This window comes from Sphingobium sp. TA15 (genome assembly GCF_037101235.1).
GTDB lineage: Bacteria > Pseudomonadota > Alphaproteobacteria > Sphingomonadales > Sphingomonadaceae > Sphingobium > Sphingobium indicum.
Genome location: NZ_AP025355.1, coordinates 3154676 through 3176114, shown reverse-complemented (window position 1 = coordinate 3176114; position 21439 = coordinate 3154676). Strand labels below are relative to the sequence as shown.

Here is a 21439-nt window from a genome sequence, read left to right as displayed (position 1 = left end):
TGGCAGACTCCCGTACGTCCGGGTTGAGGCGAAACTCGATCATCGCTGCTACAAACGCACGCAGACGCTGCGATCAAACGACAGGTCGGGTTCATGGAGCGCTGGGTTGATCGTGCGACCGCCGTGCTTCCGTGAATCGAGGCCTGTCAGCTATTGTTGGAGCGGGGGCTGAGAAGCGTGCAAGCGGGGAATAGGTAACACGTCTCATGATGCACGGCGCCTGACGCGTCGGCGAGTTTCGGTAACACCCGACCATAAGCCGCCGTTCAGCCCCTTAGCGTAGCGACGGCGGCCCGGATGTACCACCCGAGGGCAAGCGGCGGCGTATGACGAAATGGCGGGCCACGCCCGATGATGATGAGCACTATATCTCGGCTGTGTCGCTACTTTAGTGCCGTCGTGAGATGCAGACGGGCGCGCGCTGGCGACCGCGAGCCTACGCCAGCGCACCCCGCATACCCTTCGTCGAGAAATCGGGGCCTCCTATCAACAGGAGGCCGTCCGATCCGGCGCTGTATTCCTCGGCGATCCTCACGCCATCGGTCTCGGACGTGAAATTGGACAGGAACGTAAGCAGTCGTCCCATGGTCGCAGCATCTTCAACGCTGCGCACGAGCTTGTAGACGTGACGGTCGATGCCGAACTTCCAGCCCGGCATAAACTCTATGCCGACATAGTTGCCGCCGATGTCACGGGCCGACGATTCGAACAGCGGATCGAGCACGCTCGCATAGGCTTGGCGAACGAGGTCCGGCCATTCCGCACGATAATGATACGGGCGGTTTGCGGGCGGATCGGTGATCTGCCCAGTCAGGCCCGATTGATCGAAGGCGAACACGCACGCGGTGCGGGTCATTGGGGGGATGCCATTGACCGACGCAATTCGGCATACCTGACGCAATGCCTTGTTGCGCGCAGCGTTTATCACATGGTCGGCCACGCCAAAATGGCCGAAACCAGCCCGGCCTTTGCTCTCGATGACGTGTATTTGGCCCGGGCCTGCGAAGGCGAGAAAATCGGGCTCAGACTTCGCGCCGGGTTTAACGCCGTGCCGGAAATATTTGGGCATTGGCTTGGGATAGGGCGCGGTGGTCGAGTGCGGGACAACGAAGCCCGTGTGGGCCTCAAGGGGCACGACCATATGCGCGCCAAGATGGGTCTGCGCGAACCAATGGGTAAGGGCCTCGCCCAGCAGAAACGCGTCAGCCTTGCGCTGCGAGGCCGTCTGATGGGCGAACCCAAGCGTCGGTTTCAGGTTCGATGACAAAAGGCTATAGATGGTCGCGACCCCGCGCAGCGACCACCAGAATGGCCCGCTCAGATGATGCGCATGGTGGCTGGGGCCGAGTGCGATCAATGAACGGGCGAGGCTGAGGCGGCTCGCCCCGATCGTCTTGACCGAACTTAGATGAGCGAATGAGCTCGGGAACCCCGAACAGGTGAGCGCCTTGTGCGTGATGCTAGCCTCCCGCTTCTCAGGCGTTGCCGACAAGTGCCGGCATGAGCCCTTGTGCCGACCGATTCCGCTCGTTTAACTACGCGTGTTCGACCATGTTCGCACCCGGGGCAAGATTTGATGATCTTTGCCTACGGGCTGGCAGCGGTGTTCGTCAAACACCGCATATTTATGACGGGAGGGGATTTGACGCACACTCAAGCGATAGAACTGCTCGACGAAGCCGCGCGAGAACTGGCCGAAATTCGTCGTGGGAAGCACTATGCTTTGTGGCGCGACGACAAATGTCGCCCTCTTGGCGACGCCCTTCGACAAGTCTCGCCGTTCGACGCCTATAGCGACAGCTGGATTTTCACTGGCGATGGCGGCGGAACGATAGCGCATGGCCGGTTCGGCGATTGGGCGATTGATCGTTTGGTCGAGAAGCTCGAACCAGCGGCGATTCTTGCTGCCTTTGGCGAAGAAATCGCCGGCAATGTCGGGCATTATTCCGAATTGAGCGCTATCCTCGGCGTGCAACTGGACACCACCGTCCACCTGGGCGACGGCGTGACTCTGGATGCCGAGCCGGAAGACACTTTCGAAGGCCTGATCCACCGCATCCCATTCCAAATGTTGCCCGTGCCGTCAGGGACGAGCGTGCTGCGCCATCGATACCGGGTCGAGCCCGCGTTCGAACTCCGCACCGCCGCCCCGACCGGCAAGAGTGTAACGACACCAGCGTCGCCGGCCCGAGATCAGGTGCGCCAGCGAGTGCGCCTGGCGTGCCTCCTCGCCAGCATCGGTCCGGTCGAGCTGCCATTTTCGTTGCTGCAGCCCGATCGCGCGAGCCTGTTTGTTGCCGGAGACGGCAATCAGGCCGGCCGCCCGTTCGCCGCGATGCCGTTGGTCGCATTCCCGGTCGAGGGTGCGGCAGTCAAACGGGCCTATGGCTATCTCGCAACCTTCCGGGGCGGCGCCAGCATGGCGCGCGCGATAGACCGTTTGGGGCGTTCGCGTCTGGCGATCAACCCGGTGGATCGCGCGCTCGACCTCGGCATGGCGGCGGAAATCGCGCTGATGCACGATCACAGCCACAATAATACCGAAATTGCCCATAAGATCGGCAGCCGCTCGGCATGGCTCCTCGGCCAGACGCCGACCGACCGGGCGACGATCTTCACCGAAATGAAATCGCTCTATGGAGCCCGGTCACAAGCGGTGCATTCCGGCTTTTTGTCGTCACGATCGACCATAGACCTCGATGCTGCCGATGCGCTCGTCACACGCATCTTTAATGCGATCCTCGCGCGTGGCGCCTTTCCGGATTGGTCTAGCCTGGTGATGGGCGGAGATGCCTTGCAACCGGTGGAGGACGAAGATGGCGCCTAAGTTCGATCCTTTCCTGTCCTCTGGCCGCGAGAACGAAGTACGGCTAATTCTTGCGTTCAAATGACGCACCAAAGTCGATAGTCATTCCCGATGCCTACCACCGCCTTTTCGAACCACTTCAGACGCGAACTTGATGTTGGCCAGCTCGCTCGCCTGGTCCTGCAGGACGCGCCGGACGCGAGCGAGGATCAGCTCTCGGACGCGCAGCGCGTCTGGATCCGGAGCGACGTGCGCTGCTCGTCCTGCGGCGTGGGTGGCGCTCAGATTGTGCGGGCAACGAAGCCTGCCGGTGCGCGCGGCGGCACCCGACAGGCGCATTTCCGCTTCGTCGGCGACGATGCCATGGATGCCCACCACCCCTTTTGCGAGTTTCACGGGGCCGATGGTCAGGAGCGGCAGCCCGAAAGTCTCGTCGACTTCGGGAGTGCCAAGACCATCGAAACCCGGCTCATCGGCCAGCTCGTCTGTAAGGGGATCGAACAGGGAATCTTCGACCAGACAGCAATCCGTGGAATGCGGCAATGGTTCTTCGACCTGAAGGCGGCGAACCGCTTCACCATCGGGATTGACCAGACGGCCGTCGACTGGCTCTCCGCGCTCCTACGGCATCCCTCATGGCAGCGATGGGTCTTCCATCCTCTACAGGCGCAACTTCCTAATTTTGACTGGAAGCAGGCAGCACGTCACGCATTTACCGAGCAGTTCTGGCCAATTTTCGATTACATATCCGGCAGACGTCTCAGGGACACCAAAGCGCGTACCAAGGATTTGGTGGCCCGCTATGCGAGTCAGGAGGTGTTTGACCCAGCGGCGCTCAAGGCGAGCTATGATCTGACCATCCAGTTCGCGACCTTCATCGGACGTAATTCCGGGCTCGATTTCCGCCGGTCGAAACCCGACGAATATCGCTGGAACGGCGCACCGCCGGCGCTGCTGGCCTTGTGTGCCCTCATCCTGTTCGTATCGGACTGGCAGTTGAACACGGCGATCGGCAAGTTCGCACAGATCCTGACAGCGCCTGATCCGAGCGATCTGCTCCTTGGCAATGTCGTCGGGCTGAATCCCTTCCACGACTATGCGGCTTGGCAGATGGTGGTGCTCGCCCAAGAAATTGCCCAGCAACCCACTGGCGTCCGCGTCTATGATGCCGAGCTTGTGCGGATCGAGGCCGAACTGCGCGAAGCCTTCCGGGCTTGGATCCAAGGCCAGGGCTGATCGCTCATCGCGGTGGCGGAGGATGCATCCGGTCGGCCAGATCCATCATATCCTCCCATGCCTCCCGGACCATCGCGTCGCGATCCAAGTCACGCGACGGCGCGACCTCATACGGGCCGAGCGGCGGAGGAAACGGCATGGTCTGAGCAAGGAAGGGCAGATCGAGGGCAATGTCCGAGGGCTTGGGGCCGACGCCCTGGCGCACGCGAACTTCCGTGTCAGTCCGCGATACGATCTCCTGACGGTGAATCATCCGCGGACCGCCCCGTTGCAATCGCCAGCGCGTGGCAGCGCTGTGGAGTTCGGCTTGGTCCATGGTTGGGCTGGTCAGTATCACCTTTCCTGCTGCCTCCCACTGAAGATCGTTCAGGAGACGCGCGGTCGCGCGATCGTCGAACCGAACGACACCGGCCGCAGCATCGACCGCAGCGTAGGCCGCTGGATCATAGCACTGGAGAAGAAGACGGGGTCCGAGCGGGAGGAAGATCTGAAGGCCCAAATTGGCATAGCCGGCGGTCCCGACCGAACGCGTCGCCTCAAATAGCCGGTTGTGAACTACCACGGGTGCATCCGAGGCGATAAAGGGCAAATCGCTGTCATTCTGGACCAGCAGAAGCGCCAGATCGGTCAAAAGCATCGCGCCGATCGTGCCCGTCATGACTGCTTCGCCAATCGCATTGTTGCGCTTGATGCGGACGAGTTCGAGCCAGTCGAGCATCTCCTCATTCCCTTCCAGCTCAAACTTCGTGCGCAACATCGCCCGCATGGTGTGCTCAGAGCCCTCCGCGAGCTGGGCCTCGGCCTCAAGCGTGCGGGAATGCTGCACGGCAAGGTAGAGCATCAGGGCGTGATAGTCGGGGCTCCCTGGCGCTGGGAGCGCACCGCCGACGATAGATTTGAGAATGGGAGCCGTGGCATTCTCGATCGCGCCGAAGGTCTCCTCGGCGTGCCCGTCGGTTCCGTAGAAATAATCCTTGCAGGCTTGCCCCTTGATCGGCGCTTTGGGGATGAATCGCTCCTTGGCGATGATGAACACGCCCACGCGTTCGGCCGCGGTACCGGAGAACAGCCGCATATAGAATTGCGGCACATAGTGGTGACTCTTGTGGGCGGCCATCAGTCTTGCGTGAGCGTCACCAAAACCAGATCGATAAGGCCGTGACCGCGATCGCTCATCGGATGCGCCAGATGGATCTTATAGCCGTCGCCCTCATTCGCGCGCAGATCGCGCACGACCGACTGGAAGGCATCGACATCGGCCTCGCTGTCCCCGGCCGGTCGAAAGCTCGCCGAGGACTCCTTGCGATCGACACGAAAATTCGTTCCGTTCGCGATCAGGCGGTCAATGTATGTCAAATTCGAATCCCTGCGGTTGGATCTTTCTTTGTCCTTATCTCGCGATGAGGCCGGCAGCCAGACACGCTATCGTGGCATCTCAGCGCCTAGACTTGAGGCGCAGCCAAACTGTTCATCCGCCTGAACGAGCGTCAGATAGTGCGCACCATGCTGGCGTAGCTATTGCGCCCCTAGAGCAGGAAAAGACGGCGGACGCGGTCAGCGACGGTATGGCGGGCCACGCCCGATGATGAGCACTATACCTACGCTGTCGCGCTACGATAGCCGGCCGGAACTTGGGTCGCGGTCAACGGCCTGAGAAAAACGCGAATAGAAAGCTAGGCACCATAGGCCGTGGCTCCTTCCCTATGGAACCAATTTCGGGTAGAGCTTGGATCTGCGCCCAGGTCGAAAGCCGGGGCGCAGCGGCGGAAGCTGCGATGATCCTTGACCAGGAGCAAGAACATGACGCCACCCGTATATTCGCAACTCTTCTCGTGCCTGTACGATCAGGCGGAGGCTGTTGGCCAACTTGGTCGCGGCACGCACCACTCGGTTTTTCGCAGCATCCAGTGGCGCGACATCGACGGCGACTTTCGGGACAGCGGTCGATTTCACCACTTTGCCGTCATCTGGGATGAGGATCACGACGCTCGAATAATCCCAATGATCGAGCACTTGCACATGACGGGTCTGCTTTGGCCGGTGGTATTCATCGGCGAGCGCAAGGGCATGCTGACCGTGCTGCTGTCCCACGGCATTGATCCGACGAAAGAGCGGTCAGACTGGTTTGATACGGTGCGCGACATCGCCGGTCACGCCATCGAAAACGATCCCTGGACCGTCGAGTTCGGCACATTCCATCGAGATCCGGCGAACCGGGATCAGTTGACCGAGCCCGCCGGCCTAATCAGCGATCGGGAGGAACTGGTGGTTGCATACCTCCAGGCTATCGACGTGCTGTGGCAGCTCGGCGAGGAGCGGAGCGAGCGCCAACAAAATCAGGGGTGATGGATCGGGGGAAGCATGGGGCTGTACGAGCGGTGGTGCGAGTCCACCAAAGCAAAGGACAAGCGCAAGCGCTACTGGACCTATGTCGAGAAGGACGGCGGCCGCGACGAGATTCGTGACGGCCTGGCCGAGACTATCCGCTCGCACTACGACCGGCTCGAACGCATCGCCGAGGATGTGGATCGGCTTGGCTACAAGGTGGCTGCGGAGATTCTCAGTGAGGCGATGCCGCAAACCGCCAAAGGCCGGTCCGGCGATCTCGGCGAGATTCTTGCCACGGAGCTGGTCGAGGAAGAGATTGGCCTGCGAGTTCCCGTGCGCCGCCTCCGCTACAAGGACGGCCGCAACATGGCCATGCGAGGCGACGACTTCATTGGTGCCGGATACGATGTGGCCGGTGAAAAGCTCTGGCTCCTGAAAGGCGAAGCCAAGAGCAACAAGGTGCTGGGCAAGGCCACGGTCACGAGCGCCCGCAAGGTGCTCAATCGCGACAACGGCCGCTGCACGCCCGACTCCCTGTTGTTCGTGGCCAACCGTCTGCTGGAGAGCAACGATCCGGGCGACAACGAGCTTGGCCGCAGCCTCCGTGACGAGGTGGGCCTGAAGTCCCTTCGCGCCGATCGCATCGACCATATGCTTTTCACGGTGTCGGGCAACGGCCCACATGCGTCGCTGAAGGAGGACCTCGACGCCACTGGGACCAACCGGGACCACTACGTCGTGAACATCCACGTCGAAGATCACCAGGACTTCATCGCGGCCATGTACCAGGAGGCGGAAGACCTTGGAGACGATTGATGAACTGACCGCGTTCCTGGCCACCGCGACCGCCGACGGCATCCTTGGGCGACTGCTCTATCGCGGTGCGGCATGGTCGTTGATGCGCGAGGACGGCGTGCTGCCGCCGAATGCGCCGCCCCTCGGCGTGACGATCGAAACTGATCTTGCCGAGCACGGTTTCGCTTTGCTTCGGGCTGCTATGGCCCTGCGTGCTCAGGCCGGCGCTTCGGATTTGACCAGCAAGGCTTTCGAGCGCGCCGCCAATGCTTTCGAAGCGCTCGTGCGCAATGGTGATCCGGAGGCGCCTGATCGGGGCTTCCGCCGCACCATCGGCGCCGCGGCCTATCATTTGGCCGGCTTCTCGGCCGTCGCCTATTCGCTCTTCAACGAGACGGCAGACGACCTCAATGCCTCGCCGGGAGAAACGGCGGTTCGGCATTTGATACTACGCGATCTCGGCCAGTTGCGCGGCTTCGTCCGCGATTGGTTGGACGACGACGCTCATGGCGACGTGCAGATCGCTGCGGCGCTAACGGGCGAAGAGCCCGACGTCGACGAGGTACTGTCGACCATCCTCAATACGACGATCTGCCGAGCGCTGGCGCATTTTGACTTCGCGCTCGAGACGGGTGAGCCCGAGCCGATCGAGAGCGCGCGGACCCTGCTCAGCACTGCCGTCAGCCTCGCGGACAATGCCGAGAATGTGCCGCTGTGGTGGATATCCAACCTCTGTCGCCACCTGATCGACGACCTATGGCAGCACTCGCTGCACCAGAACCTCCCCACTGAGCCGCCGGAGGGAACGGAGGAAAAATACCCGGACCTGCGCCGGCTGTTCATTTCGTCGCTTTACGCCCGAAAGACTTCCGAGGTGGAGCTATGGCCGTCGCAGCGCGAAGCGGCCCAGCGCTCCACGGACGTTACCGACGATCTGGTGGTCGCACTGCCGACCAGCGCAGGCAAGACGCGGGTGGCCGAGATCGCCGCGCTGATGACTCTGTCGTCGGCGCGCAGGGTGCTGATCGTCACGCCATTGCGTGCCTTGTCGGCCCAGACCGAGCGGTCGTTCAGGAAAACCTTCGCACCCCTCGGCTTCAGCGTATCATCGCTTTACGGCGCCAGCGGCCTTTCTGCTGGTGATGAAGACGCCTTGCGCACCCGCGAGATCATCATCGCGACGCCCGAGAAACTCGACTTCGCGCTGAGAAGCGACCCGACGCTGATCGACGATGTCGGTATGATCGTCCTCGACGAGGGTCACATGATTGGCCCGAGCGAGCGTGAAATCCGCTATGAGACACTCGTGCAGCGCCTGCTTCGGCGGGCCGACGCGGGGGACCGCCGGATCGTATGTCTGTCCGCCATCCTGCCGAGCGGCGACGAGCTGGACGATCTCACCGCCTGGATTCGCTCCGACGAACCGGGTGAGCCGGTGCGTTCCGACTGGCGCCCGACGCGACAGCGGTTCGGCGCGCTCACTTGGCGGGGTAAGGACGCATTGCTCCGTCTGGACCTCGACGACGATGGTCCGTTCCTCGACAAATTCGTCCTGGAGAAACCGGCGCTCGGGAGGGAGAAGAAGCCCTATCCGCGTAAGAACTCACATCTCGCCTTGTTCGCAGCCTGGGAATTCGCACGCCAGGGCAAGCGGACCCTGATCTTCTCCACGCAGGCGAACTGGGTCGAGAGCTACGGCAAACAGGTCGTGGACCTCTGCAAGCGCGGTTATCTGGACTCCCTGCTGGAGGACGAAGCGTCGATCGCCCGCGCGTTGGAGGTTGGCAAGGAGTGGCTGGGCGAGGACCATCCCGCCGTCGCCTGCTTGAAGCAGGGCGTCGCCATCCATCATGGCCGTCTGCCGAGCCCGTTTTTGCGCGAGCTGGAAACACTTCTGTCCGAGGGCGTACTGAAGGTCATCGTCGCCTCGCCGACGCTCTCGCAGGGCCTCAATCTCAACGCCGCCGTGCTCTTGGTGCCCGCGTTGTATCGCGCCGCTGAGAAGATCAAAGGCGAGGAGTTCGCGAATGTTGCGGGCCGCGCTGGGCGCGCCTTCGTTGACGTCGAGGGACTCATCGTCCACGTCATGTTCGACAACATCGACTGGCGAAAGAAGGAATGGAGAAAGCTGGTCGCCTCCGCCAAGGCCCGCACGTTGAAAAGTGGCCTCATCCAGATTGTTGCCGAGATTCTTGAGCGCCTTTCGCGTGAAGGTGTCCTCGATCGCGACGACGCTTGGGAATATCTCGCCAACGCCCGCGAAGCGTGGAGATCTCCCGAGGAGGAAGCCGCGGTCGCCGCGCGTCTGGCGGCCGCCGTGGACTACGATGACGACGACGATGGCGGTGACGATGAAGACGGCGGCGATGACGAGGAAGAGTCCATCGACGAGGAGCCGCTATCGCAAATCGTCGAGCGCCTCGATGCGACCGTGTTCGGCCTGATCGAAGCGCTTGATGCCGATCGCGCGGATCTTCCGAAGCTCCTGGACGAAGCGCTCAAGGGATCGCTGTGGGCTCGCCAGATCGCCCGCGAGGATGAGGACATCGCCCCTCTGCACAGGAAGGTGTTTGAAGCCCGCGCTGACCTCATTTGGAAAACCACTACGGCGCAGGCGCGACGCGGACATTTCGCCATGGGCGTCGGCCTTGAGGCTGGTCTCACCATCGACGCCATGGCCGACGAGCTGGCCGAACTCCTCGACCGGGCAGACGAGGCAGCGCTGAGCGGCGACATCGACGAACTTGTCGATGCGCTCTGCGGCCTCGGCGAAAGGCTGCTGTTCATGCGGCCGTTCATTCCGGACAAGGCAAATGCGCTGCCGGCGAACTGGAAAACCATCCTACGCGCTTGGGTATCCGGCGAGGAGGTTGCGAAAATCGGACCGCATAACATGCGAGCGGTTGAAGAGGCTTTCACCTATCGCCTGGTATGGGCTCTCGAAGCCGTCCGCACCCGCCGCATGTCCCTCGGCTGGTCGCCAGAAACGGTGGCGGGGGGCGGCGCCGCTGCGGTCGAAACCGGTGTCCCGCAATTCATGATGGCGATGCTGATCCGCGCGGGCCTTCCGTCACGGCGCGCGGCGATGGCGGCGATCGACGATGCCAAGCCAGTCTTCGTCACGCCCGCGGAGATGCGGGCATGGCTCGAATCCGACGAGATCACGGCCTACACGGATGCCGGTGACTGGCCTACACCCGACACTGCCGCGTTGTGGGCGCGCTTCCGCACCGAAGCTCTCAGCGGCGGCATCCAGAAGTGGTCGGTCGAACACTACAAGCGCCTGCTCGACTTTGCGGCGGCCCCGCCCGCCGGCCTTTATCGGATCTTCACCGACGAAGGTGATGGGCGGACTTGGCTGGCGACGCCCGACTATCGGCGCGTTGCCGCGTTCAAGAAGCCGGCTGTCGATCCCAAGCCCAGCCTGTTCTCGGGCCGGTTGCCGGGCAACACAAGGCTCGTGGAAGCCTTGCGCGTCGGCCGCGGGAAACTGCGCTGGCCGCCGGCCGATGCGTAAGGACGAAAATAGACCGTCTTATGTTGGGACAGCGACCACCAACGGGTGCTGTGCCTCAAGGGGAAGCGGATCATCGGCCATGATGGCGGTGGCCCGTGGGGCGGCTTAGTTCGTGTACGCTCACTACAAGCCCCTCCGGAATTTTCTGCGAGGCTTCAATCTTTGGAGCGGTCTCGGTGCGACCTACTTCTACACACGGCACTTGCAGTTCGACCAGCCGTTACCAGAGCAGTTGAAGAACAATCCGCTCAGACTGGGCCAATCGAATCTGAAAGCTGGCCTCCATGGCCATCTCGTGGAATTGCTTGCGCGAGAAGTGATCCTCAATGGGCAATCACGCGGTGGGAAACCCCTGAACACAGCAGATGCGGCGTTCAAGGCCATGGGCATGATCCATCGGCTCGATGACAAATCATGGGGCCTGCACGGCTCCCGCTCCGACGACATAATCCTCCAACTGTCGCGGATAGCGTTCCAGCAATTTCCTTGGCAGTCGCCGCTGACCAACGGCGTGCTCGCACGCTATCACATGCTCTACGCTCACCCGTTGGTCGGGCCGATGGTAGAGGCAGAGTTCGGGATGTCGACTGGCGAACTTTTCCAGCTCATCCTTTTATTCGCCGAAGAGATGCTTCAACGTCCGACACTCGCGTTCGAGTTCCTGCCCGCTGCCGAGCAGTCGATACGCGCGCCCGTATTGGCGCTCTCGGACAGGATTTCTCGCTCATCCGATGATTTGCGGACAGCGACAGTTGAGCGCCAAAGCTATGATGTGAACTGGGCCTACAGCTTCAATCCCCTTCGCGCTTTCCCGTTGGTACATGCCGGCAATCCTCGCTCCCTGATGTGCCCGGCTCCGCCGATCCTGCTCCAAAGGCTGACCGATGGTCTCTATTTTGATCTCATCCGCGCGGATCGCCGTTTCGGAAGCGCCATCGGCAAAGCCTTTGAGCACTATGTCGGCAAGGTGGTGGAGCGGATCGGGGTTGATGTATTCAACCTGCGCGAAGAGACATGCTGGGGGAAACCGGAACGCCGCAGCGTGGACTGGATCGTCAGCGACAACAGCGCCTCGCTGTTTGTCGAGTGCAAGCTGGGCCGTCTCGACATCGCTTCGCAGACCGAAATCTCGCCCGAGCCGCCGTTCGTTGCCGCGATCGGCCGCCTGGCTGGAAATGTGGGGCAGCTTTACGCCACGCTTAGCGAAGCCCTCGCGGGCGGATATCCCCACTGGAAGCCTGATGGTCGCCCCGTTCATCCGATTGTCGTCACGTTCCACGAGTGGTTTTGCTTCGGCCCGTTTTTCTACAAGCATCTCGACGAATTGGTGGACACGGAGTTCGAGAAGCGCGGGTTGGATCGGGCGTTGCTCAAACGCCATCCTTACTGTGTTTGTTCGATCGCCGAGTTTGAGGGGTTGCTGACGGCCGGTCGCGGAGCAAACATCGACATCGTGGTTTCGGAGAAGATGTCAGCAGCTCACCGGCAATCGCTGATGCGTGGATTTCTTGCTGATCGCTATCCAGGCAGCCTGAGCAACGCCATGGGTACGTTCGAGGACGGCATGGACCTCGTCATCGAAGGACCATCACGGTTGACAAGGCGATAGCGCGACAACTCGGCAAGCTGCCACAAGTCAGCCAATTCCGATCCCGCTCTTTCACCGTCGAACCTGCTACGACGGGGTAGTAGGTGCAGACTATGAGTATGAAACGGCTGCTGACGGCGGTGTATGGCAGGTCGGTCGGGATTCGAACTATCAGTTTATTTTGTGGATGCCGGGATTTGACCTCGTCCACTTTGAGTAACGGTCCAAACTTGCATGAGTGGGACGGAGCCAGAAACAAGAGCCGAGCGCTGGACGTCCGCTTTCGCGTCGGAGTTTTCCGAAACCGGTCAGTCGGCTAGGTCCCAGTTCACGCCATCGCGGTTCGGATTAACGAATGGCCGCTATCAGGAAGCTCTTCTGCCGGTCTGAATGTCCGACATGTCGGCGGGGGTCGCCACCAACCTCCCCAAGATCGAAAACGGCAACTCGCGACCAATCTTACACCGTTCATCCAAGATTGACGACCGCCTCCAAGCTGCCGTTGCTAGAGAATTTGCGATGGTCTGCAGGTATAAATTTCAATGTGCTCACCTAAGAAATCGCTTGTCGCACAGCTTCAGCATCCATTGGTTTCGCAAAATAAAAGCCTTGCGCACGCGTGCAGCCTAGTTCCTTGGCAAGCAAAAGGTCGGCCTCTGTCTCAATCCCCTCTGCCGTTATCTCTATTTCCAGCGCACGTGCCATCGTGACGGTACCATGGATGATGGCGGATGACCCGGCATCTCCGCCGACTGCGGATCGGATGAAGCTCTGGTCGATCTTGATCGACTTAAAGGGCGTACGACCCAGGCAGCTGAGCGACGAAAATCCTGTCCCGAAATCGTCCAGCACTAAACCGATCCCAAGAGCATCAATCTGCTTCGCAAGCGCGAAGCATTCCGCAGTGTCTATTAGGAAAATAGATTCCGTCACCTCAAGCTCAAGCCGCTCGGGCGACAGCCGTGTTTCGGCCAATACGGATTGCAAATTGCCGATCAGACTTTCGTCCCATTGGAGAGGAGAAATATTCACCGCGACCGGAATGGGTCGCAGCCATTGTGTGGCGTCAGCGCAAGCGGTCCGCAACACCCAATCGCCGATCAGACGTATCAGTCCGCATTCCTCGGCAACGGGTACGAAAGTCACGGGCGATATCCACCCGCGATCGGGATTGTGCCAGCGGACGAGCGCTTCGAACCCGACTATATTTTCTGTCGCGAGATCGACCACCGGCGCGTAACGCAGGCGTAGTTCCTCATTTTCAATCGCTGTGCGGAGCGCAACCTCCAGCGCACGCCGTTCTTCCACATCCTCGTGGAAACGCTGCTCGAACAGCACCGCGCGGTCGCGTCCGCTCTCCTTCGCCCGATATAGCGCCAAATCCGCCGATTTGATGCTCCTCTCGATTACGACATCGGCATCATCTGCCGACAGGCCGACACTGGCGGTTACCCGCAAGGTTTGCGCCAAATAGGATATAGGGGCACTGACTGCCTTTCGGGCTGCCTCAGCAAGGTTCTGGAGCCGTTCCGTCTCCACCTCTTGCGCTTCGAACCCCAAAAGAAATTCGTCGCCACCATATCGGCAAAAAATGGCCTCGCTTGCGAGCGCCAGATCCTGAAGGCGACGAGCAATTTCGCTCAGAACATGGTCACCCGCGTCGTGCCCCCATGCATTGTTGATCTGGTGAAAGCCGTCGATATCGAGGAATGCGAGATGCCTAACAAATGCTGCGTTATCGGTGCGACGCGAACGATCGCCGAGCTCTCGGTAGAAATGCGATCGGTTCGGCGCGCCCGTGAGATGGTCGACGAAGGCGATCCTGGTCAATTCGCGTTCGGCGGCTTCGTACTCGACCACACGATCCTTGAGCACGCCTAGCTCGCGCGCCTTGACCATGATTGCCTTGCGGGCCGCAGCAGCGCCGTCCGCATCGAAGATTCCAAAGAAGGCTGCGATCTCGGTCAAGTCGGTGTCGTCAAGGGACGGAAGCTGCTTGAGCCGGTCGACGATCCAACGGATGTCATGACCTGTCTCGGTTGAGGTCCGCGCCAAGTCTCCCAGGCTCGTCTCGATTCGGTCGGTCGTCTGTGCGCTGGCCTCGGCTAACGCCTCGATGGTCGCCAACCGCTCCGTCACGAAGATCTGGAAAACCTTCGGAGAGGATTTCATCTCCTCGGTGACGAACAGCGAGAAGCAGGAACTCCATCCGGGACAATCGGGTGGTATGCCGTCCAGCAGCGCGGACCGTATGCCGTCAGGCATAGATCCGAGGTGAGTTTCCAGAAATGCAATCAGGTCGATCGTGTTGGTGCGATCCAACCGCATCGAAGGGTCCGAGAGCGCAATTCGCAATCGGGCCTGATCGAAATCGCCGAGGTCGGCCTGGAGGCCGGCCTTGGCGAGGTCGTCACACAACTTCACAATATCGTTCAGATAAAGGCGCTCTGCGAAAGCCCCGGTTTTGGTATCATAGGACCGGCAGAAATGCCCGAGGGCACGCGTCCAGCAGCGCACCAGAACGGCCTGAAGATCGTGCGAATTCGGCAGGCTGGGATCGCCACGTAGTGCGCGGGCAGCCCTGGCAATTACCTTGTCGCTGACTTTCTCCACCTCGTTGCCGTAGATGGTCCAGAGTGTGTTCGTTAGTAGAGAAGTCAGAATCGCTTCAACCATGCCCACCGCCAATGATTGTCTGCAGCGAGCCTAGCCGCGCCGGTTCTGGATGTCATCGGCGACAAGGGGCTTTGGTAGACGGGACACTATTGCAGATTACGCCTTCCGCGAAGCGGTTCATGCTTGAGCTATAGTCGGCCGATCTGCCCGATATGAGCACTGATAAACGTATGGCGGGTTTCGGGATGTCTTTTCGAAGTTGGGAATGGTTGGAATGTCGGCGGATGTCGCCATCACTTAGATGCGATCCGAATGTCCGGCTTCTTCTTTCGGCGCTTCGAACCGGACCGAGCGCAAAGTCCCATTTGCTGACATAATCAGCGTTTCGCGCTGGTGGCGCGACCCTGCTCTATTCCGCTTCGCTCCACCGAGCCACCCGCGCCGGGCGTCTCGTCCCATTCGGGTGACGATCAGATAACGCGGGTGCCGCTGCTGCGCACCGTCCCGATGGTCGCCACGCCTGCGGCGCGACGGCGTTGGCCTTGGCGGCGTCGATCTGGCGGGTGGGCGTCACTACCCTTTAGGCCCGCCGCGCCGGGCCGCAACTCCGGCTTCACCGGAGTCCTCCTCTTCGTTCCGGTCCTGCGGATGCATCCCGGCTCTGCCGGCGGGCCTGCCGGTCCACTCCTGCCGCCCACCCGCCATTCCGGCGCCGGTTGCTGCGGTTTGAAGGAGTGAAGGATCATGGAACTCAAGCATATCGACATCGCAAAGTTGTCTGTCGCTGCCGTCAACATGCGCGGCAAGGGCAAGGCGGACCTGTCCAATATCCTGCCGTCCGTCAGGGCGCGGGGCGTGCTGGTGCCGCTGATCGTGCGGGCGAATGGCAGTCCGGACAGCTATGAGATCGTGGCAGGCAAGCGGCGCTATCAAGCGGCCTTGGCCGTGATGCAGGAAAGCGGCGAAGCCGAGGCGCTGCCCTGTGCGGTGATCGAAGCAGGGGATGACGCGGCGGCGCTGGAAGCCTCGCTGATCGAGAATATCGCCCGGCTCGATCCCGACGAGATGACCCAGTGCGAGACCTTCACGCGGTTGATGCGCGAGGGACGGACCATGGAAGAGCTATCGCTGACCTTCGGGCTCACCGCGTTGCAGGTCAAACGAACGCTGGCCCTGGGCAATCTCCTGCCCCGCATCCGCAATCTCTACCGGGCCGCGAAGATCGATGTCGTGACCGTGCGGCATCTGACCCTCGCTTCCAAATCCCAACAGCGCGACTGGCTGGCCCTGCTCGATGACGAGAGCGCCTATGTGCCGACGGGATCGGCTTTGAAGGCGTGGCTGTTCGGCGGGGTATCGATCCCGGTCAAGGCGGCCCTGTTCGATGTGGACAGCTATGAGGGGGGGATCGTGGCCGACCTGTTCGGGGAGGATCGCTACTTTGCCGATGTCTCGGCCTTCTGGACCGCACAACAGGCAGCGATAGAGGAACGGGTCGAGCAATATCGCAATGCAGGATGGCGCGATGTCGTGCTGCTGTCGCAGGGCGAACCCTTCCATGGCTGGGAATATGAGCGTTGTCCCAAGCGCAAGGGCGGCAAGGTCTATGTCGTCACCAGCCATCGCGGCGATGTCGCCTTCCATGAGGGTTATCTCACATCGAAGGAAGCCCGCAAGCTGGAGAGGCAGGGGGAGAGCGGTGAGGCCAGCGACAAACCTTCCCGGCCCGAAGTGACGAGCAGCCAGCAGGATTATATCGACCTGCACCGCCATGCCGCCGTCCGGGCAGCAATGATCGGCCACCCCGGCCTGTGCCTGCGGGTGGCGGTGGCGCACATGATCGCGGGATCGCCGCTCTGGACGATCAGAGCCGAGCCGCAGCGCGCTGCCGATGCGATTGCCGAGAGCGTCGAGAACAGCGCATCCGAAGCACGGTTCGATGCCGAACGGCGCAGGCTGTTGGCGTTGCTCGACTTCGATGCCGATACCCCGACCATCACGGGTGGCAGCGATGGGCTGACCAGCCTCTACGCCAGACTCTGCACGCTGGACGATGCTACCGTCATGTCCATCCTGTCGGTGGTGATGGGCGAGACATTGGATGCCCGGTGTGATCTTGTCGATGCGCTGGGCATGCAGCTTGGTATCGACATGGCGCAGGTCTGGCAGGCTGACGACACCCTGTTCGACGGTCTGCGCGACCGCGAGGTCATTGACGCCATGCTGGCCGAGGTGGCGGGCAAGGACATTGCCGAAGCCAACGCCAAGGAGACCGGCAAGACCAAGAAGCAGATCATCCGCGATTGCCTCAAAGGCAGCAACGGACGCGCCAAGGTCGAGGGCTGGGTGCCGCGCTGGCTGCGCTTCCCGGCGAGCGGTTACACCAATCGGGGTGGCGTTGCCAGCGTCAGCCGCACCGCCAGCGCCATGGAAGCCATGGCCTTGTCGTCCGACACGACGGACGAACCGCAGGTCGATCCCGCGCCCATGTCGCAGGCTGCATGACCTGTCCCGACCGGCGGTCTTTCAGGCCGCCGGTCCTGTCTTCATGGGAGACCTGTCATGACCGACACCCCCGATCTTGAACGGCTGGAGCGTCTGGAGGCAGCTTTGTTGACGATGCCGCGCCTGCGCCGCGAGATATTCCTCGCCGTCCGGCTCGATGCCATGCGCTATGAGGATGTTGCCAGAATTACCGGCCTTTCCGTCAGGGCCGTCGAGCGGCAGATGGCCCGCGCCATCGCCCATATCGGCTATCATCTGCGCCATGGCGCAGCGCAGCCGCCGCGACGATGGTGGTACAGACGGCGAGGCAAATGACGATTTGCCTCCGCCAACCCGCTGCTGGCAGCGAGGTTGGCGGATGGGCGATAGCAGGGTAGGACTAGGGCCATGAAGACCAGTCTCGATCATCTGCCCGAGGGCAAGCAGCGCGAACTCGCGCATGTGGTCGAGACTGTGCGTGAGGGCTTTGCCCGCGCCACCGCGCAGCGCACCCAGCCGCGCTTTCGCAACGGTAAGTTGCTCAAGATCATCCTGTTCGGCAGCTATGCGCGGGGCGACTGGGTCGAGGACCCGGTGGGCCGCTACTTCTCCGATTACGATCTGCTGATCGTCGTCAGTCATGACGATCTGACCGACATGGCGGAATTCTGGGAGAAGACCGAGGCGAAGCTGCTGGCCGATCTTTCGGCGGGCACGGTGCTGCGGACGCCCGTCAGCCTGATCTATCACAGCCTCGACGATGTGAACGACAAGCTGCGGCTTGGGCGCTACTTCTTCATGGACATATTGCGCGACGGCATCACCCTGTTCGAGGAACCGGGGCATTCGTTTGTCGAGCCGCAGCCGCTATCGCCGGAGCAGGCCTTGCGGGAGACGCGGGAGTATTACGAGGATTGGTTTGGGACAGCTCAGGAATTCATCGAGGGAGCTGGATTCCATCGCGGGAAAGGCCATCTGAACCTTGCTGCGTTCAACTATCATCAATCCGTTGAACGGCTCTACCACTGCCTCTTTCTCGTCCGCACCTTGTACAGCCCCAAGAGCCATAATCTGAACCGGCTGCGCGATCTGGCCGAGGAACTGGAGCCCTCGCTCAAAACCGTCTGGCCCCGCGAAACCCGCTTCGAGAAGCGCTGTTACTCCCTGCTGCGCGACGCTTACATCAAGGCCAGATATTCACGCGCCTACCGCATCACCGAAGAGGAACTGGACTGGATCGCGCAGCGCGTTGCGCTGCTGCAAAACCTCGTCCGTGAGGCCTGCGAAAGCCGCATCGAGACCCTGGCCAAGGCCGCCTGAGCGCAGCGCGTCAGGCTGCTTGCCTGGCGTCCATATCCAGCACCAACTGCCGTCCGTCATCGTGCGGCTTCGCATGGATCGGGCAGAGCGTCCTGCTGCCGCAGGCAAGCGTCATCCATTCGATTTGTCCGTCGATCCGCGCACTGTCATGCCGCCCTTCGCGCATGATCCTGACGCTCGCCGCACCTTGCGCGCCTAATTCAAAATGGCAGCGGCCGCTGCCAATATCATGATGGCCCCTGAGCAATGTTCCGTCGGAAAAGGCGAAGGAAAAGCCATCCGTCACGGCGCTGGCGGGCAGGGTGAGAACGGTCTCGACATCGCCGGTCAGCTTGAGCTTCCCGCCATCCATTGCCTCGATCTGCACGCCCATGTCTGGCCCTTCCCCTGAGAATCGGAATGGGCCCGAGAATAGAACATATAGTGAACATTAGGAAGAGGTGCCGGGTAAGGAGATGCGTGCAAGATAAAGGCCGGCACGCTTTGTCGCATAGGCCCGGCCAAACCCTTGTCTGCACATCCTTTTTGCTGGAGACGGCCTGTCTCCTTCGGGAGGTCGAACCGGCACCGTTGGCTCGCAAAGCCGCAGGAAAGCGTGGCTTTTGCGCGAGATACTTGAGGCGGTGGGGCCTTACTCGCCATATGCTCGATGATGGCACAGGATGACGATAGCTTCGAGCCCCGCGTCGGACGTTCGCGGCGCGACAGCGCCCGTTCGCCGCGTGGCACGAGGTTGCGCTCGGAGATCATGAAGCAGGTGGCGCGGCGCGGCGGCAATCCGCGCCGGCTGGGCGATGCTGGTGGCGGTGCTCGTCCCCGCACCGGCCGCTTCAATGCACGCGGCCGTGGCGCCCGGATCGCAGCCGCTGTGCCGCGTGGCTCGGGCTGGTCCTTCGACCGGGGCAGCGGCATGCGGGTGCGTCCCCGTCGCGTGACGGTGAAGGCGCGGGTGGTGAAGCTCACCGGCAAGGCTGGCGCGGTGGGTACGCATTTGCGCTATCTCGAACGCGATGGCGTCAGCCGAGAAGGGGATCGCGGGCGCTTCTACTCGACCTTCGCCGATGAGGCCGATGCTCGTGCCTTTGCCGAGCGCGGTCTGGACGACCGCCACCAGTTCCGGCTGATCGTCGCGCCCGAGGATGGTCCCGCCTTCGATCATCTGCGCGATTTTACCCGCGACCTGATGGCGAAGATGGAAGAGGATCTGGGCACGACCCTGGACTGGGTTGCGGTCGATCATTTCGATACGGGGCACCCCCACAGCCATATCCTGATCCGGGGAGTAACCGAGGACGGCAAGACCCTCAACATAGCAGGCGACTATATCGCCCATGCCATCCGCTACCGGGCATCGGAAATCATGACCCTGGCGCTGGGACCGCAGAGCGAGATAGAGGTCCGCCAGCAGCTCGAACGCGAGGTCGATGCCGAACGCCTCACCCGGCTCGACCGGATGATGCTGGCCCAGGCGAAAGATCATGTCATCGACCTGTGCCGGATGGAGGAAGGTCCAGCCTTCGATCCCGGCCAGCAACAACTCCTTGTCGCCCGTGCGCGGGTGCTGGAGCGGATGGAGCTGGCGGAACCGGCAGGACCGCTCTCCTGGTCGCTTGCTCCGCAGATGGAAAAGACGCTGACCGATATGGGCATGCGCGGCGACATCATCCGCCTCATGCACCGGGAGATGACGAGGGAGAAGGAAGCCCCCCGGATCGATGCCGATCGCTATGTCGTCCATGGCGTCGACGGTGTAGCCGCACAGATGACAGGAGCGGTCATCGGCAAGGTAGTGAAGCGGGGCGCTGCCGATGACGACCATGAGCGCCGCTATCTCATCGTCGACGGCATCGACGGGCACAGCCATTATGTCGATATCGGCACCAGCGCCGAGCCCACGCCGGTCGGCGGCATGGTGAGCCTGACGCCGAGGCAGGCCGAACCCCGCGCCGTTGATCGCACCGTCATCCAGATCGCCCAGGCCCATGCAGGACGCTACAGCCTTGGCATTCACCTCAACCATGATCGCGATGCCAACGAGGCTTTCGTCGAAACCCATGTCCGGCGGCTGGAAGCCATCCGCAAGGCGACCGGCAAGCCGGAACGCGAAGCGGACGGCACATGGAAGATCGGTCCCGATCATCTCGATACCGTGCGGGCCTATGAGCAGAGGAAGCTCAGGGCCGAGCCGGTGAAGGTCGAGATGCTGTCGGCAGGACCAATCCTCGATCAAACAAACATCCATGCCGCCACCTGGCTGGATCGGGAACTGACCGCCCCTGACAAAGCGCCCATCGCCAGCAATGGCTATGGTCAGGAGGTGCGCAAGGCGCTGGCGCTGCGGCAGCAATGGCTGGTCGAGCAGCAACTGGCTGAGCGGGAGGGCAATGATGTGATCTACCGCCGCAATCTGCTGCGCATTCTTCGGGAACGTGAGGTACGGGCCGTGGCAGGGCAACTGTCGAAAGAGTTGGGCCTGATCTTTGCCGAGCCCGTGCCGGGCGAACGGGTGGAGGGGACGCTCACGCGCAAGGTGACCATGACCTCCGGCCGGTTCGCGCTCATCCAGCGCAGCTTTGAGTTCACGCTGGTTCCTTGGCGCGACGAACTGGAGCGGCATGTGGGCAAGCAGCTTTCCGGGCTGATGCGCGAGGACCGGCCGATCGGCTGGACCATAGGCCGGGGACGCAGCGGTCCCAGCATCGGCAGCATGTGAGGCCGAACTGGGCCGATCTGGGCCGATCTGCACCAT

At 61.8% G+C, this 21439-nt stretch carries 15 protein-coding genes; 10 read left to right on the top strand and 5 right to left on the bottom strand.

Annotated features, from left to right (window positions below; translation table 11 throughout):
* Nucleotides 1-436: 436 nt before the first annotated feature.
* Nucleotides 437-1492: a hypothetical protein gene (locus Sj15T_RS15590; protein ID WP_148225524.1), complete on the bottom strand. Its 1056-nt coding sequence runs from the start codon at nucleotides 1490-1492 to the stop codon at nucleotides 437-439.
* 84 nt (nucleotides 1493-1576) lie between these two features.
* Between Sj15T_RS15590 and Sj15T_RS15585 the strand changes: the two genes are divergently transcribed.
* The gene (locus tag Sj15T_RS15585; RefSeq protein ID WP_013038984.1) at nucleotides 1577-2827 is read left to right on the top strand and encodes a HEPN domain-containing protein; all 1251 of its coding nucleotides are present in this window, start codon (nucleotides 1577-1579) and stop codon (nucleotides 2825-2827) included.
* 90 nt (nucleotides 2828-2917) lie between these two features.
* Nucleotides 2918-4042 carry a hypothetical protein gene (locus tag Sj15T_RS15580; protein WP_041385646.1) on the top strand — a complete coding sequence of 375 codons (1125 nt, stop codon included), beginning with the start codon at nucleotides 2918-2920 and terminating at the stop codon, nucleotides 4040-4042.
* Nucleotides 4043-4046: 4 nt separating this feature from the next.
* Here Sj15T_RS15580 and Sj15T_RS15575 read toward each other — a convergent pair whose 3' ends face one another.
* A complete protein-coding gene (locus Sj15T_RS15575; RefSeq protein WP_013038981.1) occupies nucleotides 4047-5159 on the bottom strand; it encodes a DUF4238 domain-containing protein in 1113 nt (370 codons plus the stop codon).
* On the bottom strand, nucleotides 5159-5398 hold the full coding sequence (locus Sj15T_RS15570) for a hypothetical protein (protein WP_013038980.1): 240 nt from the start codon (nucleotides 5396-5398) through the stop codon (nucleotides 5159-5161). Before Sj15T_RS15570 ends, Sj15T_RS15575 begins: the two co-directional genes overlap by 1 nt.
* Nucleotides 5399-5842: 444 nt before the next feature.
* On the opposite strand from Sj15T_RS15570, the gene Sj15T_RS15565 reads away from it, so the two are divergent.
* The 4 genes from Sj15T_RS15565 to Sj15T_RS15550 all read left to right on the top strand — a co-directional run bounded on the left by Sj15T_RS15565 (nucleotide 5843) and on the right by Sj15T_RS15550 (nucleotide 12291).
* On the top strand, nucleotides 5843-6388 hold the full coding sequence (locus Sj15T_RS15565; RefSeq protein ID WP_013038979.1) for a hypothetical protein: 546 nt from the start codon (nucleotides 5843-5845) through the stop codon (nucleotides 6386-6388).
* A gap of 15 nt (nucleotides 6389-6403) precedes the next feature.
* Nucleotides 6404-7186 carry a DUF1837 domain-containing protein gene (locus Sj15T_RS15560; protein ID WP_013038978.1) on the top strand — a complete coding sequence of 261 codons (783 nt, stop codon included), beginning with the start codon at nucleotides 6404-6406 and terminating at the stop codon, nucleotides 7184-7186.
* Complete coding sequence (locus Sj15T_RS15555) at nucleotides 7173-10682, top strand: DEAD/DEAH box helicase (protein WP_013038977.1); 3510 nt, start codon at nucleotides 7173-7175, stop codon at nucleotides 10680-10682. The genes Sj15T_RS15560 and Sj15T_RS15555 overlap by 14 nt, the downstream gene beginning before the upstream one ends.
* A gap of 112 nt (nucleotides 10683-10794) precedes the next feature.
* Nucleotides 10795-12291 (top strand): hypothetical protein, encoded by a 1497-nt coding sequence (locus Sj15T_RS15550; RefSeq protein ID WP_041385644.1) that lies wholly within the window; start codon nucleotides 10795-10797, stop codon nucleotides 12289-12291.
* A 531-nt stretch (nucleotides 12292-12822) separates the two neighbouring features.
* On the opposite strand, the gene Sj15T_RS15545 is transcribed toward Sj15T_RS15550, so the two are convergent.
* The gene (locus tag Sj15T_RS15545) at nucleotides 12823-14946 is read right to left on the bottom strand and encodes a bifunctional diguanylate cyclase/phosphodiesterase (RefSeq protein WP_049775018.1); all 2124 of its coding nucleotides are present in this window, start codon (nucleotides 14944-14946) and stop codon (nucleotides 12823-12825) included.
* Between the two features lie 684 nt (nucleotides 14947-15630).
* Between Sj15T_RS15545 and Sj15T_RS15540 the strand changes: the two genes are divergently transcribed.
* The 3 genes from Sj15T_RS15540 to Sj15T_RS15530 all read left to right on the top strand — a co-directional run bounded on the left by Sj15T_RS15540 (nucleotide 15631) and on the right by Sj15T_RS15530 (nucleotide 18690).
* Nucleotides 15631-17391 (top strand): ParB N-terminal domain-containing protein, encoded by a 1761-nt coding sequence (locus Sj15T_RS15540; protein WP_013038971.1) that lies wholly within the window; start codon nucleotides 15631-15633, stop codon nucleotides 17389-17391.
* A 57-nt stretch (nucleotides 17392-17448) separates the two neighbouring features.
* Entirely contained in the window at nucleotides 17449-17706 is a 258-nt protein-coding gene (locus Sj15T_RS15535) for a sigma-70 region 4 domain-containing protein (protein WP_013038970.1), read from the top strand.
* A 72-nt stretch (nucleotides 17707-17778) separates the two neighbouring features.
* A complete protein-coding gene (locus Sj15T_RS15530) occupies nucleotides 17779-18690 on the top strand; it encodes a HEPN domain-containing protein (protein ID WP_013038969.1) in 912 nt (303 codons plus the stop codon).
* Between the two features lie 10 nt (nucleotides 18691-18700).
* Here the strand turns inward: Sj15T_RS15530 and Sj15T_RS15525 are convergent, their stop codons facing one another.
* Nucleotides 18701-19063, bottom strand: coding sequence for a hypothetical protein (locus tag Sj15T_RS15525; RefSeq protein WP_013038968.1), 363 nt, complete (start codon nucleotides 19061-19063; stop codon nucleotides 18701-18703).
* A gap of 276 nt (nucleotides 19064-19339) precedes the next feature.
* Between Sj15T_RS15525 and rlxS the strand changes: the two genes are divergently transcribed.
* Nucleotides 19340-21403 carry a relaxase/mobilization nuclease RlxS gene (gene rlxS / locus Sj15T_RS15520; protein ID WP_013038967.1) on the top strand — a complete coding sequence of 688 codons (2064 nt, stop codon included), beginning with the start codon at nucleotides 19340-19342 and terminating at the stop codon, nucleotides 21401-21403.
* Nucleotides 21404-21439: the final 36 nt, after the last annotated feature.

What these genes read in the sequence shown, in the direction of transcription:
- Sj15T_RS15585 (WP_013038984.1), top strand. Translation starts at nt 1,577, where the DNA reads ATGATCTTTGCCTACGGGCTGGCAGCGGTGTTCGTCAAACACCGCATA.
- Sj15T_RS15580 (WP_041385646.1), top strand. Translation starts at nt 2,918, where the DNA reads ATGCCTACCACCGCCTTTTCGAACCACTTCAGACGCGAACTTGATGTT.
- Sj15T_RS15575 (WP_013038981.1), bottom strand. Translation starts at nt 5,159, where the DNA reads ATGGCCGCCCACAAGAGTCACCACTATGTGCCGCAATTCTATATGCGG.
- Sj15T_RS15565 (WP_013038979.1), top strand. Translation starts at nt 5,843, where the DNA reads ATGACGCCACCCGTATATTCGCAACTCTTCTCGTGCCTGTACGATCAG.
- Sj15T_RS15560 (WP_013038978.1), top strand. Translation starts at nt 6,404, where the DNA reads ATGGGGCTGTACGAGCGGTGGTGCGAGTCCACCAAAGCAAAGGACAAG.
- Sj15T_RS15545 (WP_049775018.1), bottom strand. Translation starts at nt 14,946, where the DNA reads ATGGTTGAAGCGATTCTGACTTCTCTACTAACGAACACACTCTGGACC.
- Sj15T_RS15540 (WP_013038971.1), top strand. Translation starts at nt 15,631, where the DNA reads ATGGAACTCAAGCATATCGACATCGCAAAGTTGTCTGTCGCTGCCGTC.
- Sj15T_RS15535 (WP_013038970.1), top strand. Translation starts at nt 17,449, where the DNA reads ATGACCGACACCCCCGATCTTGAACGGCTGGAGCGTCTGGAGGCAGCT.
- Sj15T_RS15530 (WP_013038969.1), top strand. Translation starts at nt 17,779, where the DNA reads ATGAAGACCAGTCTCGATCATCTGCCCGAGGGCAAGCAGCGCGAACTC.
- Sj15T_RS15525 (WP_013038968.1), bottom strand. Translation starts at nt 19,063, where the DNA reads ATGGGCGTGCAGATCGAGGCAATGGATGGCGGGAAGCTCAAGCTGACC.
- rlxS (WP_013038967.1), top strand. Translation starts at nt 19,340, where the DNA reads ATGATGGCACAGGATGACGATAGCTTCGAGCCCCGCGTCGGACGTTCG.